Source organism: Bradyrhizobium sp. USDA 4538 (genome assembly GCF_024171045.1).
Taxonomy (GTDB): Bacteria; Pseudomonadota; Alphaproteobacteria; order Rhizobiales; family Xanthobacteraceae; genus Bradyrhizobium; species Bradyrhizobium australafricanum.
This window is the reverse complement of record NZ_JALJZE010000001.1, coordinates 8,402,703-8,418,025: the sequence shown is the minus strand read 5'-3', so window position 1 is coordinate 8,418,025 and position 15,323 is coordinate 8,402,703. Positions and strand designations below refer to the sequence as shown.

Annotated in this window: 14 protein-coding genes; 2 read left to right on the top strand and 12 right to left on the bottom strand. The window is 65.1% G+C overall.

Features of this window, described 5'->3' with window-relative positions:
- The first annotated feature begins 6 nt into the window (after positions 1 to 6).
- Positions 7 to 669 carry a DUF3313 domain-containing protein gene (locus J2R78_RS38860; protein WP_253608934.1) on the top strand — a complete coding sequence of 221 codons (663 nt, stop codon included), beginning with the start codon at positions 7 to 9 and terminating at the stop codon, positions 667 to 669.
- A 51-nt stretch (positions 670 to 720) separates the two neighbouring features.
- Complete coding sequence (locus J2R78_RS38855) at positions 721 to 1,287, top strand: DUF2147 domain-containing protein (RefSeq protein ID WP_253608933.1); 567 nt, start codon at positions 721 to 723, stop codon at positions 1,285 to 1,287.
- A 48-nt stretch (positions 1,288 to 1,335) separates the two neighbouring features.
- On the opposite strand, the gene J2R78_RS38850 is transcribed toward J2R78_RS38855, so the two are convergent.
- The 12 genes from J2R78_RS38850 to J2R78_RS38795 form a co-directional block, all read right to left on the bottom strand.
- On the bottom strand, positions 1,336 to 2,562 hold the full coding sequence (locus J2R78_RS38850; protein WP_253608932.1) for an ABC transporter substrate-binding protein: 1,227 nt from the start codon (positions 2,560 to 2,562) through the stop codon (positions 1,336 to 1,338).
- A 149-nt stretch (positions 2,563 to 2,711) separates the two neighbouring features.
- On the bottom strand, positions 2,712 to 3,851 hold the full coding sequence (locus J2R78_RS38845) for a hypothetical protein (RefSeq protein ID WP_253608931.1): 1,140 nt from the start codon (positions 3,849 to 3,851) through the stop codon (positions 2,712 to 2,714).
- Positions 3,852 to 4,044: 193 nt separating this feature from the next.
- The gene (locus tag J2R78_RS38840; RefSeq protein WP_253608930.1) at positions 4,045 to 4,785 is read right to left on the bottom strand and encodes an SDR family NAD(P)-dependent oxidoreductase; all 741 of its coding nucleotides are present in this window, start codon (positions 4,783 to 4,785) and stop codon (positions 4,045 to 4,047) included.
- A 220-nt stretch (positions 4,786 to 5,005) separates the two neighbouring features.
- Positions 5,006 to 6,532: an amidophosphoribosyltransferase gene (gene purF / locus J2R78_RS38835; RefSeq protein ID WP_253610026.1), complete on the bottom strand. Its 1,527-nt coding sequence runs from the start codon at positions 6,530 to 6,532 to the stop codon at positions 5,006 to 5,008.
- A gap of 34 nt (positions 6,533 to 6,566) precedes the next feature.
- Complete coding sequence (locus tag J2R78_RS38830) at positions 6,567 to 7,202, bottom strand: CvpA family protein (protein WP_026192677.1); 636 nt, start codon at positions 7,200 to 7,202, stop codon at positions 6,567 to 6,569.
- A gap of 188 nt (positions 7,203 to 7,390) precedes the next feature.
- Positions 7,391 to 8,881, bottom strand: coding sequence for a DNA repair protein RadA (gene radA, locus J2R78_RS38825; protein ID WP_253608929.1), 1,491 nt, complete (start codon positions 8,879 to 8,881; stop codon positions 7,391 to 7,393).
- A 99-nt stretch (positions 8,882 to 8,980) separates the two neighbouring features.
- Positions 8,981 to 9,595 (bottom strand): hypothetical protein, encoded by a 615-nt coding sequence (locus tag J2R78_RS38820; RefSeq protein WP_253608928.1) that lies wholly within the window; start codon positions 9,593 to 9,595, stop codon positions 8,981 to 8,983.
- Between the two features lie 174 nt (positions 9,596 to 9,769).
- Positions 9,770 to 10,057 carry a hypothetical protein gene (locus tag J2R78_RS38815; RefSeq protein ID WP_253608927.1) on the bottom strand — a complete coding sequence of 96 codons (288 nt, stop codon included), beginning with the start codon at positions 10,055 to 10,057 and terminating at the stop codon, positions 9,770 to 9,772.
- Between the two features lie 441 nt (positions 10,058 to 10,498).
- On the bottom strand, positions 10,499 to 11,224 hold the full coding sequence (locus J2R78_RS38810; protein ID WP_253608926.1) for a TSUP family transporter: 726 nt from the start codon (positions 11,222 to 11,224) through the stop codon (positions 10,499 to 10,501).
- A gap of 202 nt (positions 11,225 to 11,426) precedes the next feature.
- Positions 11,427 to 12,197 (bottom strand): exodeoxyribonuclease III, encoded by a 771-nt coding sequence (locus J2R78_RS38805; protein WP_253610025.1) that lies wholly within the window; start codon positions 12,195 to 12,197, stop codon positions 11,427 to 11,429.
- A gap of 30 nt (positions 12,198 to 12,227) precedes the next feature.
- Entirely contained in the window at positions 12,228 to 13,532 is a 1,305-nt protein-coding gene (gene alr, locus J2R78_RS38800; RefSeq protein WP_057019870.1) for an alanine racemase, read from the bottom strand.
- 48 nt (positions 13,533 to 13,580) lie between these two features.
- Positions 13,581 to 15,083 carry a replicative DNA helicase gene (locus J2R78_RS38795; RefSeq protein WP_057019871.1) on the bottom strand — a complete coding sequence of 501 codons (1,503 nt, stop codon included), beginning with the start codon at positions 15,081 to 15,083 and terminating at the stop codon, positions 13,581 to 13,583.
- Positions 15,084 to 15,323 lie beyond the last annotated feature (240 nt).

Here is a 15,323-nt window from a genome sequence, read left to right as displayed (position 1 = left end):
ATTGGAATGGAGAGCTCGATCGCCGTGCGCGGTCTGGGAGCGATGGCGCTTTGCGTCCTCGCCGGAGGATGTGCCGCCGTCACGCCGGTGGCCTATTCGGATGTGGCATCGTCGGCCTACATGACGCCGGATACGTCCGATTCTTCGGGACGTGTGCCGTATCGCTATGCGCCGCCGGTCGACTGGCGGAGCTACAACAAGGTGATGATCGATCCGGTCGTGATCTATCGCGGCGCGGATCATCAATTCGGCGACATGTCCGAGAAGGACAAGCAGACGCTCGCTGCCTACATGCAGACCCGCTTCGCCGACAAGCTGCGCGGCCGCTTCACGCTGGTGAACGCGCGCGGGCCGAACACGTTCCGCCTGCGGCTGACGCTGACCGGCGCGGTCGCCAACACGCCGGTGCTCGGCACGCTGTCGCGTTTCGATCTGGCGGGCGCGGTCTACAACGGCGTGCAGGCCGCGCGCGACGGCGAGGGCACGATGACCGGCTCCGTCATCTATGCCGTCGAGATGTTCGACAGCTCGACCTCGCGGCTGCTCGGCGCCTATGTCAGCAAGCAATATCCCAATGCCTACGACATCAAGGCCAGCGTCGGCGATCTCGCCGCGGCCACCGCCGGCATCGACAAGGGTGCCGATGCCTTCATGGCGCAATTGAAGTGACGCGCGCCGCGCGCGTCCGCAAACCATCCCGACGCTGAAAGGTCCTTTACCATGAACTTTCTGGTTCGCATGTTTCTGCGCAGCCTCGTCGCTGCCTTGCTGATGAGCTCGACCGGCCGCGCCGAGACGATTGCCCCAGCCGATCCCAGCGGCACCTGGCTGACCGAAGACGGCCGCGCACGCATCCGCCTCGAGCGCTGCGGCCCTGCGCATGACCGCATCTGCGGCTTCATCGTGTGGATGAAGGATCCGCTCGATTCACACGGCCAGCCGCTCCGCGACAGCTTCAATCCCGAACCCGACAAGCGGACGCGTGCGCTGCTCGGCCATCAGCTGATCCTCGGATTGAAGCTGACGCCGGAGGGCAGGTTCGACGGCGACATCTACAACGCCGAGGACGGCAAGTCCTATGCGGTCTCGCTGTGGCGCGACAAGTCCGACCGGCTGAAGCTCAAGGGATGCCTGCTCAAGCTGCTGTGCCAGACCCAGACCTGGACGCAGACGCTGGACGTGCAGCCGGGCCAGCTCGTCGGCCTGACCGGCGACGTCGGCGGCCCGCGCGCCGACAGGGAATGGGCGTCGTTGCCACCGCCGGCGCGGAAGTCGGCCGCTAAGTGATGAATGCAGGGTGGGTTGCGCTTCGCAAACCCACCCTGCGGACTTCGCTTACTTCTTCACCAGCGGACAGTCGCTGGCCTCAAGCGGCTTCGCGGCGTCTTCCGGCGCGATCGTGGCGATCAGCTTGTAATAGTCCCATGGGTATTTGGACTCTTCGGGCTTCTTCACCTCGAACAGATAGGCCGGTATCAGGCGCCGGCCGTCGGCGCGCAGCGGGCCCTTGCCGAACAGCGGATCGTCGGTCGGCAATTCCTTCATCTTGGCGACGACCTTGGCACCGTCATGCGGATTGCCGCCGAGCGCTTCCATCGCCTTGAGATAGTGCAGCACCATCGCGTAGTTGCCGGCCTGGGTCATCGACGGCATCGCGTTCTTGCTGGCCAAAGCGGAGAACCGCTTCGACCAGGCGCGGGTCTGATCGTTCATGTCCCAATAGAAGGATTCCGTGAACGTCAGGCCTTGCGCGGTCTTCAACCCGAGCGAATGCACGTCGTTGATGAACAGCAGCAGCGCCGCGAGCTTTTGGCCGCCGGAAACGATGCCGAATTCGGCCGCCTGCTTGATCGCGTTGGTGGTGTCGCCGCCGGCATTGGCGAGGCCGACCACCTTGGCCTTGGACGATTGTGCCTGCAGCAGGAACGACGAGAAATCGGCGGTGTTGATCGGATGCTTGACGCTTCCGAGCACCTTGCCGCCATTGGCGTTGACGACCGCGGTGGTGTCGCGCTCAAGCGCGTGGCCGAATGCATAGTCGGCCGTCAGGAAGAACCAGGTGTCGCCGCCGGCCTTCGTCAGGGCCTTGCCGGTGCCGTTGGCCAGCATGTAGGTGTCGTAGGTATATGAAATCGTGTTCGGCGTGCAGGCCTTGCCGGTGAGGTCGGCGGTCGCCGCGCCCGAATTCAGCAGGACGATGTTCTTTTCCTTGACGAGATTGTTGACCGCAAGCGCCACGCCGGAGTTCGGCGTGTCGGCGATCGCATCGACCTTCTCGTTGTCGACCCATTGCCGAGCGATGTTGACGCCGACGTCGGGCTTGTTCTGGTGGTCGCCGCTGAGGACGTCGATCTTCCAGCCCTTCTTGAGCAGGCCGGAATCCTCCACTGCCATCTTGATCGCGACCACCGAGTTCGGGCCGCCGATGTCGGCATAGAGGCTCGACATGTCGTTGAGCACGCCGATCTTGACGGTCTTGTCCTGCGCGAACGCAGAAGTTGAAAGGCCGAGTGCGGCGCAAGCAAGAAGCGCGGCGCAGCGCCGCACAAACGTCGTTGTCATGAAATTCCCTCCACTGTCTAAAGCCCGGACAGCCCTCTTGCGGAGCCTTTTTGCCGGTCGCTCAAGTTCCCGCTTACCCTTTCCCGGGGGAGGCGGCAATCCGCCTAAAGCCGGGTGGGCCTGCGTCGAAGCGTCATCCGGTGAAACCCTTACTTGAGCGCGTCGGAGGTCAGCTTGAATTTCTGGATCCGCTTTCCGGTGTCGACCTCGGCGGTATAGACGTTGCCCTTGGCGTCGACCGCGAGCGCGTGCACCCAGTGGAATTGCCCGGCGTTGCGGCCGTTACGGCCGAAGCTGCCGACCACCGCGCCGTCGTCACGCCTGATGATGCGGATCTCGTTGTTCTCGCCGTCGGCGGAGAGCAGGTAGGTTTGCTTGGGATCGGGCCACAGCGCGATGTCCCACACCGCGCCGTTGCCGAGCGTGCTCTTCTCGAAGAAGAACTCCTTCACGAAGCCGCCGTCCTTCCTGAACACCTGGATGCGGTTGTTGATGCGGTCGCAGACATAGACCAGTCCGTCATTGGCGATCTTCACGCAGTGCACGGGATTGCCGAACTGCTGCGCGACCTGCGCCTTCGGATCGTAGGGCGGCTGCTTGGCGTCGTCGGGCTTGTTGCCATAGGCGCCCCAGTGCCGCTTGTAGGCGCCGGTGGTGGCATCGAACACGATGACGCGCCGGTTGCCGTAACCGTCGGCGACGTAGATCTCGTTGGCCTCCTTGTCGATCGCGGTCTCGGCGGGCTTGCCGAGCTGGGTGGTGTCGTTGCTGCCCTTGCTCGGTGCGATCGAGCCGATCTGCGAGACGAACTTGCCGTCGAGGGTGAACTTGAGGATCGCATTGTCATTGTCGGCGTTGCCGCCGATCCAGACGAAGCCGCGCTCGTCGACCTCGATGCCGTGCTCGCGGCCAACCCACTCATAGCCGTCACCCGGACCGCCCCAGGACCGCAGCAGATTGCCGTCAGCGTCGAATTCGAGCACCGGCGGCGCCGAGACGCAGCATTTCGAGCGCGGCGGATTGAGGCTCGCGCCCTTCTCGTCGTCGGTCAGCGAGCGCGGCCGGTGGATCACCCAGATGTGGCCCTGCCAATCCACCGTGATGCCGCCGACCTGGCCGAGGATCCAGTTGTTGGGAAGTTGCTTCGGCCAGGACGCATCGACCGCAAACGTCGGGACGTCACTGGCCCTGGCGGGCGCTGGCTGAGCAAAAAGGGCTGATGATGCGATGCAGGCGGAGAGAAACAATCCGGACAGAATGAAGCGCGCGCGATTGAACGTCGGCGTCATGTTGCCTCCCGAAATTTTTCTTGGCGGGCGTCCCGCTGGGAAGGGCAGTCAATCGTGGGGACGCGAGCGAGTCAATCGCAAGGAGGTGCGTAGCCCGGATGGAGCGAAGCGAAATCCGGGGCCGGTTTCTCGGCGTAGAGATTATCCCGGATTGCGCTTCGCTCCATCCGGGCTACGAGAGAGAGAGCCGGGCTCACGCCGGCGGCTGGAAGCTGCGTAGCGTGCGCGCCTTGTAGTCGTAGAGCTTGCCGGTCTCGGTCCACGCGGGCGAACACATCGGCACGATGAATTCGGCGGCCATGTCGGGCGTATCCAGCGTCATCGGGTCTTCGCCGGGAAATACCTGCGCGCGCATCCGGGTGCGGATCGGCCCGGGGCTGAACAGGTTGACGCGGAGCTTTGTGTTGGCGGTCTCGTTGGCCCAGGAGCGCACCAGTGCCTCCAGCGCGGCCTTCGAGGCCGCATAGGGGCCGAGATAGGCGTTGGCCTTGTGGGCCACGCCCGACGTCACGAACACCGAGCGGCCGGCGTCGGATTGGCGCAGCAGCGGGTCCATGCAGCGGATCAGCTGGAAGTTGGCGGTGACGTTGATCGCGAACACGTCGTTCCATGGTTTCAGCTCGATATGGCCGAGCGGCGACGACGGCCCTGCGGTGCCGGCATTGCCGACCAGGATATCGAGCTTGCCGTGGCGCTCATGCAGCGCAAGGCCGAGCCGCGCGATGCCGTCGTAATCGGTGAGCGAGAGCGGCACCAGGGTGGCGCTGCCGCCGGCCTTGCGGATCTCGTCGTCGAGCTCTTCCAGCCCGCCTTGTGTGCGCGCCACCGCCACGACATGCGCGCCGGCCTTGGCCAGTGCGACCGCGGTCGCATAGCCGATGCCGCGCGAGGCGCCGGTCACGAGGGCGATACGGGAGGCGAGGGGTGTTGTCATGTCTGTCTGTCCGCGTGTTTGCCCGGGGTATTACAGACGGAAATGCCCGGGACAAGCCCGGCCATGGCTAAAAGACATGGTCATTCCGGGATGGTCCGAAGGACCAGACCTCAGATGCGCAATCGCGCATCGGGGAATCTCGAAATTTGAGGCAAGAACGCAAGACAACTTCGAGATCCCGGGTTCGATGCTGCGCATCGCCCCGGGATGACGCTTCGCCTCAGCTCGCCTCCGCCAGCAGCGAGAGCTGGCGCGGCGGGGCCTCGGTTTCGCTCTGGTCGGTGAGGTGGGTCGGGTAGGCGCCGGTGAAGCAATGGTCGGCGAATCTCGGATTTGCCGGGTCGCGCCCCTCATAGCCCATCGCGCGGTACATGCCGTCGATCGACAGGAAGGCGAGCGAGTCGGCGCCGATGATGTCGCGCATCTCCTCGAGCGAATGGGTCGCGGCGAGCAGGCCGCCGCGGTCCGGCAGGTCGATGCCGTAATAGTCGGGATAGAGGATCGGCGGCGAGGCGAGGCGGAAATGCACCTCGCGGGCGCCCGCATCGCGCATCATGCGCACGATCTTCTTCGAGGTGGTGCCGCGCACCAGACTGTCGTCGATCAGGATGATGCGCTTGCCCTCGATCGCGGCGCGGTTGGCCGAATGCTTCATGCGCACGCCGAGCTCGCGCACGCTCTGGGTCGGCTGGATGAAGGTGCGGCCGACATAGTGGTTGCGGATGATGCCGAGCTCGAACGGCACGCCGGAATACTGGCTGTAGCCGACCGCGGCGGGCACGCCGGAATCCGGCACCGGCACCACGACGTCGACCTCGGGATGGCTCTCGCGCGCCAGCTGGGCGCCAAATGCCTTGCGCACGTCGTAGACCGAACGGCCGCCGACGATCGAGTCCGGGCGCGCGAAATAGATGTATTCGAAGATGCAGGGCCGGGCCGGCTTCGGCGGGAACGGCTTGTGGCTGTGAGCCCCTCGCTCGTCGAACACGATGATCTCGCCGGGCTCGATGTCGCGGACGTATTTCGCGCCGATCATGTCGAGCGCGCAGGTCTCCGAGGTCAGGATCGGACAGCCGTCGAGATCGCCGAGCACCAGCGGGCGGATGCCGAGCGGGTCGCGCGCGCCGACCAGCTTCTTGTTGGTCAGCGCGACCAGCGCATAGGCGCCCTCGATGGTGCGCAGCGCCTCGATGAAGCGGTCGATGAAGCGGGTGCGCTTGGACTGCGCCACGAGATGCAGGATCACCTCGGTGTCGGTGGTCGATTGCATCATGGCGCCGCCCTTGACCAGCTCGCGGCGCAGGGTCAGGCCGTTGGTGAGGTTGCCGTTGTGGCCGACCGCAAATCCGCCGGCGCTGAGCTCGGCAAACAGCGGCTGCACGTTGCGCAGGATGGTGCCGCCGGTGGTGGAGTAGCGGACATGGCCGACCGCGGCGTTGCCGGGCAGGCGCTCGATCACCTCGCGGCGGGAGAAGGCGTCGCCGACCAGGCCGAGGCGGCGTTCACTGTGGAAGCGGCTGCCGTCGAAGGAGACGATGCCGGCGGCTTCCTGGCCGCGGTGTTGCAGGGCGTGCAGGCCGAGTGCGGTGATCGCGGCGGCCTCGGGATGGCCGAAGATGCCGAACACGCCGCATTCCTCGCGGAGCGTGTCGCCATCGAGGTCGGGGTGGTATCTGAGAGGGTCTTGCGGTTCGATCGGGCCGAGGTCGAGATCCATTTGGTCGGTATGATCCGAAGGGGTCTGCATCTCGTTCATCGCCTCTCGTAAGGGCCCAAATAGTTTATCGGCCCGCGGGTTTCTCGATCAGCTTCTTCAAGCTGTCACGCGCAGGTTTGCTATAGCCATCGCCCGACGCCGGCGTCGCCTGATCATTGGTATCGGCCGCAGAATCGTCGTCTGGCTTATTCTTCTTGAACTTCTTTAAGATGGTGTTCTCGGGGTCGTCAGGCAAGAGCGACATCAGCCAATCCCCGGTTCCCTGCAGCACCACCCGCGACTTCGCCCCGGTCACCCAATCGGGCCGCTGCTTGTCCGGAACCAGCCAGGTGAAGAACATGAACGCCACGACCACGATCAGGAGGCCGCGGGCGAGCCCGAACAGGAAGCCGAGGGTGCGGTCGAGGGCGCCAATCCGGGAATCCAGGATCATGTCCGAGATCCGCACCGTGACGATCGAGACCACGATCAGCGTGCCGATGAAGACGCCGGCCACCACGACCACGGCCGCGACCGTGTCGTTGTTGAAATAGGTCTTGGCGGTCGGCAAAAGCTTCGAGAACGCATACAGCGTGACCAGCGCGGCGGCGCCCCAGGCCGCGATCGACAGGATCTCGCGCATGAAGCCGCGCACCATCGCGAGCAGGCCCGAAATCAGCATCACGCCGAGCAGGACGAGATCAAGTATCGTTATGGGCATCGGCTGGTCAGGTCCGCTGGTACGTTTCGGTACGCTGTTAAGGGCTTACGCTGCTAAGTGCTCTCGCGAATCGGCGAAGTCGGTGCCGTCCTAACTGAGGCGCATTGGGGGCATCCGGCAAGGCCAGAGCGCCACCTGTCCCGCGCGGCGGATGTATAGCGGCGGGGGGCTGATACGTCACGCCCGCTTTAGCTGGTCTCGCGACGGAATCGGGCCGGTGTGGCATTTTTCTCAGCCGCATCAGGGCCTCCGGAGCCGTCCTGGTCGCGCCGGTCGCCTCGCGGTGTTCCCCGGTCGCCTCTTGGCGTACCGCGTGCCGCAATTTCGGCGACCAGCGTGGTGAGATTGCCGACGCTGTTGAGGGTGAGCCCTGAATCGCCGCCGCTCTCGCCGCGGGCCGATTCGGGCAGGATGGCGCGGGCGAAGCCGAGCTTGAGGGCCTCCTTGAGCCGGGCCGGGGTCTGCGCCACCGGGCGGATCGCGCCCGATAGCGAAACCTCGCCGAAATAGACCGCATCCGTCGGCAGCGGCGCGTTCACCAGCGAGGAGACCAGCGCGGCCGCCGCGGCAAGGTCCGCGGCCGGTTCCTGGATGCGCAGGCCGCCGGCGACGTTGAGATAGACGTCATGTCCGGACAATTTGACGCCGCAATGCGCTTCGAGCACCGCGAGCACCATCGACAGCCGGCTCGGGTCCCAGCCGACCACGGCGCGGCGTGGCGTGCCGAGCGAGGTCGGTGCCACCAGCGCCTGCAACTCGACCAGCACCGGACGGGTGCCCTCGATGCCGGCGAACACCGCCGTGCCGGGGCTGCCGAGCTCGCGCTCAGAGAGGAACAATTCCGAAGGGTTGGTGACCTCGCGCAGGCCGAGGCCGGTCATCTCGAATACGCCGATCTCGTCGGTCGCGCCAAAACGGTTCTTCACCGAGCGCAGAATGCGGAACTGCTGCGAGCCTTCGCCCTCGAACGACAGCACCGCATCGACCATGTGCTCGACCACGCGGGGACCGGCGATCTGGCCGTCCTTTGTCACATGGCCGACCAGGATAATCGCGGCACCCGTCTTCTTGGCAAAACGAATGAGGGCCTGCGCCGAGGCGCGGACCTGGGTCACCGTGCCGGGCGCGGATTCCACCGTGTCGGTCCACATGGTCTGGATCGAGTCGATCACGATCAGGCGCGGCACCGCGCCTTCCGACAGCGTCGCGACGATGTCCTCGACCGAGGTTTCCGAAGCCAGCTGCACCGGCGCGTCCGCGAGGCCGAGCCGTTCGGCGCGCAGCCGCACCTGGGCGACCGCCTCTTCGCCGGAGATATAGACGGCGCGGTGGCCGGCGCGCGCCATCATGCTGGTCGCCTGGGTCAGCAGCGTCGATTTTCCGATGCCGGGATCGCCGCCGACCAAAAGCACCGAGCCGCGGACGAAGCCGCCGCCGGTGACGCGGTCGAGCTCGGCCATCCCGGAGGACAGCCGCGGCGCGTCCTGGGTCTTGCCGGACAGCGATTCCAGCGCAAACGTCCGTCCCTTGCGCTTGCTGCGGATCGAGACCGGCACCGAGCCCGTGGTGTCTTCCTCGGCCAGCGTGTTCCACTCGCCGCAGGAATCGCACTTGCCCTGCCAGCGATTATACGCCGCGCCGCAGTTCTGGCAGACGAAGGAGAGGGTGGATTTGGCCATGGAGCAGGTGAGTCGCGCTATCGAGCACGATGCATAGCACGGTTCGGCCGCCGCGCACGATCCATCGAAGAAGACGAAGCGCCAGATGGCGGGGCCGGCTCAGCGCGAGAACACCCGCGTTCCGCCCGGCCAGCGCGGCTTGTCGCCGACCGGGCTTGCGCCGATTTCCCAGCCGACGCCGCCCCACAGCACGTCGACGGCACCAAGCTCTCCGGCGCTGTCGCGGACGTAAAACACGTTCGGCTTGGCGTTGACCTCCAGCGGGCCGTTGCTGCCGCTGGGCTGTCGCCTCAACGCGCACCAGACGTCGGCCAGTCTGCTCTCGTGGCTCTGACCCAGTTTGGCGAGGATCTCCTTGTCGCTCGAGGCTGCGCTCAGGATGAAGGTCTGCAACGATGCGCCGCCGCTATCGTCCTCGATCTTGTTCGTGAAGCGCTGCGCGAAGGTCGCGCCTAACCAGGAAATCCTGACCGGCGCGCTCGAGGCGATGTCCTCCTTGAAATGTTCCCGCGCGACGAATTTTTCGGCGTGGGGAATTGCCGAGGTCGACGACGGATCAGACGGTTCCTCACTTTTTGGCTGCAGGGAACATGCAACGCGGTCAGCGGCGGCAACGGCACCCGGTTGGCCCGGTCTTGTCTCGTCTGCCGCGACGCTCAAACCCTGCGTCGCCAGAACAACGGTCAACCACAGGGTGAAGCTTGGTTGGCGCATATTGTTGTTGTCCCTGAATCCGCTGTGCTCGCGGAGACAAGGTAAACCGCATCTTGCAGATGTAAATCAAAGATCAGGTTTCTGGTTAAGGATAAAAAGTAAGTTCAACTACAGCGCGAATTTGAATCAAATGCGCTTCGCGCAAGGGAACTGCTCTCTCGTTTGTACGCGCGGTCAAACGTGGATGTCCCGCCGCGACAGCAGCAGCGGCGGTTTCTCGCGCGGCGTCAGACTCGTCGGCAGAGCGCGGCAGCATCTCGCCTGCGCGCGCAACGGATCGCTCCAGCTCCAGCGAACCCGCCACGACGGATTGTTGGCGTAGACCGGAATTCGCCAGACCCAGATCGTCTCGTAGACGCTGTCGCCGAACTGCGCGACATCGGGCCTTGCCGTCGGCCAGAACGCCGAGCCGGCAACGGCGAACGTCACAATCGCCGCAGTCGTGATCATCATCTTGCGCATCGCGCGCCTGCCTTTCCCGCCTGTCGTGGGCTTTGACGACCCGCGACTCCCAATGCTTCGACTTGCGATCCCGCATTCGTCAGGCCGACATCGGCGACATCAGGCGCCGGGCTCTGCGCCCGATCTGCACGCCATGTGTCGCTGAACCTCGTCGTCTGAACTCTCGGGACTCGCATCCGGGTCGTCGATCAACCCTGTGATGCCTGCTGGAGCAAAGTTCTTTTCCGCAAACGATCAAGTGCAAGTAATGAGATTGTCATAAACGCAGCGGCCGGACGATGGCAATCCGGATAACAACGGAAGGTGAGCGCTCAACAAAACTCTTTCGGGGTACACGCCACCCGATGCGCAAAGCCCCGTAGAATTACGACACCATCGGGAGAATGTTGGTGTTCGTCACGGTGAAATCCGTTTGCCCATGGCCTGGTCGATGTCGGAATTTTACTGCGTCATTGCAGACCACAACAGCGCCGTGCCCGCCGCCAGCATGATGCCGTCCATGATCAGGCGGAACGACTCCGGCTTCAGCTGCAGCACGAAGCGCTTGGCGATGAAGGCGCCGGCCATCAGCGAGGCGCCGGCGATCAGACCCTTCAGCGCGATGTCCGGCGTCAGCGCGCCGAAACGCTCGAACGTCACCGACTTGCTGACATAGAGCCCGAGCGAGCTTGCGGCTTCAGTGGCGAGGAACGCGCCCTTGCTGAGACCGTAGAACAGGAACAGCGGCACGCTGAGCGGACCGGTCGAGGCCACGATGCCGGTGAGGTAGCCGATGAGCGCGCCGCCGATTGCGAGATGCCAGAGATTGGCTCTCAGCCTGTGCCGCGCCAGCCAGTGCCGCACCGGCACCATCGCGATCAGGAATACGCCGATCGCGATATCGACCGCGCGCGACGGCAGCGCGAGCAGGGTGCGCGCGCCGAGCGCGGCGGCCGGAATGCCCGTGATCGAGTAGGCGATGCAGGCACGCCAGTCGACCTCGCGCCACCAGGCGAGGATGCGCGACAGATTGGCCATCACCGCGGCGACGGCCATGATCGGCACCGCCTGCTTCGGTCCGTACTGATAGACCAGCACCGGCATCAGCATGATCGACGAGCCGGTGCCGACTATGCCGGAAATGGTGCCGGCGACCAGGCCGACGATGAGGACGAAGAGGAAGCCCACCTGCGCGCTCCGGTGAGGTGATCCCGAGCCATGCTGAATGCGTGTCCCGGGGAGGGGCTCAGTGTGGCCTCATGGTTCGAGACGGCGCAAGGGCGCCGCCGAACCATCGACACGTCATCGTGCGCAGCGCAGCAAGACTTGAACAAATCATGTCGCGAGAATGCGGAGGTATGACTCACGGACCGCGCAACACGCAAAACCATCACCTCAGCACCACCCACGCCGGCGCGTGATCGCTGGCGCCGTCTTCGCCGCGGATGGCGCGGTCGACGCCGGCTTTCACAAGCCGCGGCGCCACTGCGGGGCTGAGCAGGAGATGATCGAGCCGCAGGCCTGCATCGCGTGGCCAGCGCTGGCGCTTGTAGTCCCAGAAGGTGAACATCGGCGCGTCCGGATGCAGGGTGCGGATCGCATCGCACCAGCCCTGATCGACCAGCGCCTTGAAGGCGGCGCGGCTCTTCGGCTGGATCAGCGCATCCTTGTCCCAGGACCGCGTCGGGTAGATGTCGAAGGGTGTCGGCGCGACATTGTAGTCGCCGGCGAGCACCACCGGGACGTCCTCTTTGAGCAGCTTGGCGGCATGGGCGCGCAGCCGCTTGAACCAGGCGAGCTTGTAATCGAATTTCGGCCCGGGCTGCGGATTGCCGTTCGGCAGATAGAGGCTGGTGACGACGATGCCGCGCACCGCGGCCTCGATGTAGCGCGCTTCGTGATCGCCGGCATCGCCGGGCAGGGCGGTGCGGATCAGCACCGGCTCGGCCTTGCGCGCGAGGATGGCGACGCCGTTCCAGGTCTTCTGTCCCTGCCACACCGCGCCGTAGCCGGCCTGCTCGATCACGGCCGCGGGAAACTCGGCGTCGCTGGCCTTCAGCTCCTGCAGACTGACGATGTCGGGCCTGGCCGATTTCAGCCAGCGCAACAGGTTGGGCAGGCGGCGGTTGACGTTGTTGATGTTGAAGGTCGCGATCTTCATGCGCACCGGCAATCGCGAACCTTGATCATGTCAGGTGGACGTCGCTGTTGGCTCGGCGGCCGGCAGTGGCGGCGGCGCAGCGGGCGCTGCTGTTGGCAAGGCTGGCGGTGCTGCGGGCGTGGCAGCCGGCTCGCTCGTCTCGGCGACCGCGTCGCTTCTCGCGGCGACGGCATCGCCGCCCTTGTAGATGCGCACGAAGCGGCGGCCGAGACTGGTCAACACCTCATAGCCGATGGTGCCGAAATGATGCGCGACCTCGTCGACTGTGATGCCTTCGCCGATCAGCGTCACCATGTGGCCGCGCCGCACGGCATTCTTGTCGAGGTCGGTGACATCGACCGCGATCAGGTCCATCGAGACGCGGCCGGCGATCGGGCAGCGCTTGCCGGCGACCACGACCTCGGCGCCGCGGGTGCCGTCATTGGCGCTGGCGGCGCGGAAATAGCCGTCGGCATAGCCGGCGGCGACGATCGCAAGCCGGGTCGGCCGGCGCGCGGTCCAGGTGCCGCCATAGCCGACGGTCTCGCCGCGGTCGATGTTGCGGATCTGCACGATGCGCGCCTTGAGATCGACCACCTGCTGCATCGGGTTGTCGGCCTCCGGCGTCGGATTGACGCCATAGAGCGCGCAGCCCGGCCGCACCATCTCGAACTGGAATTGCGCGCCGAGAAACACGCCGGAAGAATTCGCCAGCGAGGCCGGCACGCCGGTGAACAGGCTCGCGATCTCGCGGAAGCTCGCAAGCTGCTTGGCGTTGGCGGGATTGTTGAGCAATTCGGCGGAGGCGAGGTGGCTCATGACCAGCGTGATGCCGTGGTCGCCGGCATTGATCCGCGGGATGATGCCCTGCGCCTCGCTGACCGTGAGCCCCAGCCGGTTCATGCCGGTGTCGATATGGATGCCGGCGCCGCCGGACCAGCCGGAGCGGCGGCAGAACACGTCCCATTCGGCGAGCTCGTTGAGATCGCCGATCACCGGCTTGCAGTCGATCCTGGCGTAGGCGTCGCCGGTGTTCTGGAAGAAGCCGCCGAGCGAATACACCGTCGCCTCGGGAGCGGCCGCGCGCACCGCGGCAGCCTCCTCGACGCTGGCGACGAAGAAGGTCTTGCAGCCGGCCTTGGCCAGCGCCCGCGCAACCTGCTCGGCGCCGCAGCCATAGGCGTTGGCCTTGACCACGGCGGCGCATTCGGCCGGCACCGCGGTCTTCTCGAGCTTGCGCCAGTTGGCGATGATGGCGTCGAGGTCGATGGTGAGGATACCGCTGGCGGTCGGGTGGGCCGCCAGCAAACTGGCCTCGGATGTCAGCTGCGATTTCGCGTCAGTCACGATGTTCATGGCTCAGTTGTACGCGGGTGCCCTGCGTCGTTCAACCGAGTCCGGATCTCAGTGGCCGTGATCCGGAACCTGACCGTCGGGTGCGAGGTCGCCGAAGCGCGTGACGCTGGCCTCGAAGTGCAGATCGACCGTGCCGGTCGGGCCGTGTCGCTGCTTGCCGATGATGACCTCGGCCTTGCCGTGGGCAAGGTCCATGTCCATCTGCCACTTCTCATATTCCGGCGTGCCCGCGCGCGGCTCCTTGTTGGCGAGGTAGTATTCCTCGCGATAGACGAAGATCACGACGTCGGCGTCCTGCTCGATCGAGCCGGATTCACGCAGGTCGGACAGCTGCGGCCGCTTGTCGTCGCGGTTTTCGACCTGACGCGACAGCTGCGACAGCGCGATGATCGGAACGTTCAGTTCCTTGGCCAGTGCCTTCAGGTTGGTGGTGATCTCGGTGATTTCCTGCACGCGGTTGTCGTTGCCGCGTTTGCCCGAGCCTTGCAGCAGCTGGATGTAGTCGATCACGATCAGGTCGAGGCCCTTCTGGCGCTTGAGCCGTCGCGCCCGCGCGGTGAGCTGCGAGATCGAGAGACCGCCGGTTTCGTCGACGTAGAAGGGCAGCGATTGCAGCTCGATCGAACAGTCGCGGATCTTCTCGAAATCGAGCTCGGAGATGCCGCCGCGACGGATCGAGCTCGAGGGAATGCCGGTGCGCTCGGCGAGAATACGGGTGGCGAGCTGTTCGCCGCTCATTTCGCAGGAGAAGAAGCCGACACAGCCGCCATTGACTGCCTTGGTGGTGCCGTCCGCCTGGACTTCGGGCACATAGGCTTTGGCGATGTTGTAGGCGATGTTGGTGGCGAGCGATGTCTTGCCCATGCCGGGACGGCCGGCGAGGATGATGAGGTCGGACGGCTGCAGGCCGCCCATCTTGGCGTCGAGGTCGCGCAGACCGGTCGAGATGCCCGACAGCTTGCCGTCGCGCTGGAACGCCTTCGCCGCCATGTCGACGGCGATCGTCAGTGCCTGTGCGAAGCGCTGGAAGCCGCCATCATAGCGGCCGGTTTCAGCAAGGCCGTAGAGCTGCCGCTCGGCGTCCTCGATCTGGGCGCGCGGCGCGAAGTCGACCGGCGCGTCGTAGGCGACGTTGACGATGTCCTCGCCGATCTGGATCAGGTTGCGGCGCAGGCTGAGATCGTAAACGGTGCGTCCGTAGTCCTGCGCGTTGATGATGGTGGTCGCTTCGGCGGCAAGCCGGGCGAGGTACTGGCCGACCGTCATGCCGCCGATGTCGAGCTCGGCCGGCAGGAACGTCTTCAAGGTCACGGGGTTCGCGACCTTGCCCATCCGGATCAGGCTTCCGGCGGTTTCATAGATTTGCTGATGGATGGTTTCGAAGAAGTGCTTCGGCTCCAGGAAATCGGAGACCCGGTAGAAGGCGTCGTTATTGACCAGGATCGCGCCCAGCAGGCCCTGTTCCGCTTCGATGTTGTGCGGCGCACTTCGGTAGGCCGGGGATGCGGCGTCGGGCGCGAGCTTGTGGACGTTCGAATCAATCAAGGCCATGGACGAGCTTATTCTTCTGATTTCGTCGTTACTGAGATTTTCGGCTGTGGGGCGGCGATGAAGCGCCAGCCCGGCACGAAGCGAAAGGACGGATGTTTCTTATGCACGATTCACACAACGCGAGGTGTGAATCCGAAACAGCCGGATGCATTCCGCTTGACTGGGGTTTTGTCCGAAACCGGGCGGGAGCCGGCCGATCAGCACGGTCGTTGGCAAAAATTGGACGCCGCCTGAACCTTT

Excerpts from the sequence above, each read along its gene's own strand:
- J2R78_RS38805 (WP_253610025.1), bottom strand. The coding sequence starts at position 12,197 with ATGAAGATCGCGACCTTCAACATCAACAACGTCAACCGCCGCCTGCCC.
- J2R78_RS38820 (WP_253608928.1), bottom strand. The coding sequence starts at position 9,595 with ATGCGCCAACCAAGCTTCACCCTGTGGTTGACCGTTGTTCTGGCGACG.
- purF (WP_253610026.1), bottom strand. The coding sequence starts at position 6,532 with ATGCAGACCCCTTCGGATCATACCGACCAAATGGATCTCGACCTCGGC.
- alr (WP_057019870.1), bottom strand. The coding sequence starts at position 13,532 with ATGAACATCGTGACTGACGCGAAATCGCAGCTGACATCCGAGGCCAGT.
- J2R78_RS38845 (WP_253608931.1), bottom strand. The coding sequence starts at position 3,851 with ATGACGCCGACGTTCAATCGCGCGCGCTTCATTCTGTCCGGATTGTTT.
- J2R78_RS38795 (WP_057019871.1), bottom strand. The coding sequence starts at position 15,083 with ATGGCCTTGATTGATTCGAACGTCCACAAGCTCGCGCCCGACGCCGCA.
- J2R78_RS38850 (WP_253608932.1), bottom strand. The coding sequence starts at position 2,562 with ATGACAACGACGTTTGTGCGGCGCTGCGCCGCGCTTCTTGCTTGCGCC.
- radA (WP_253608929.1), bottom strand. The coding sequence starts at position 8,881 with ATGGCCAAATCCACCCTCTCCTTCGTCTGCCAGAACTGCGGCGCGGCG.
- J2R78_RS38840 (WP_253608930.1), bottom strand. The coding sequence starts at position 4,785 with ATGACAACACCCCTCGCCTCCCGTATCGCCCTCGTGACCGGCGCCTCG.
- J2R78_RS38860 (WP_253608934.1), top strand. The coding sequence starts at position 7 with ATGGAGAGCTCGATCGCCGTGCGCGGTCTGGGAGCGATGGCGCTTTGC.
- J2R78_RS38855 (WP_253608933.1), top strand. The coding sequence starts at position 721 with ATGAACTTTCTGGTTCGCATGTTTCTGCGCAGCCTCGTCGCTGCCTTG.
- J2R78_RS38830 (WP_026192677.1), bottom strand. The coding sequence starts at position 7,202 with ATGCCCATAACGATACTTGATCTCGTCCTGCTCGGCGTGATGCTGATT.
- J2R78_RS38815 (WP_253608927.1), bottom strand. The coding sequence starts at position 10,057 with ATGCGCAAGATGATGATCACGACTGCGGCGATTGTGACGTTCGCCGTT.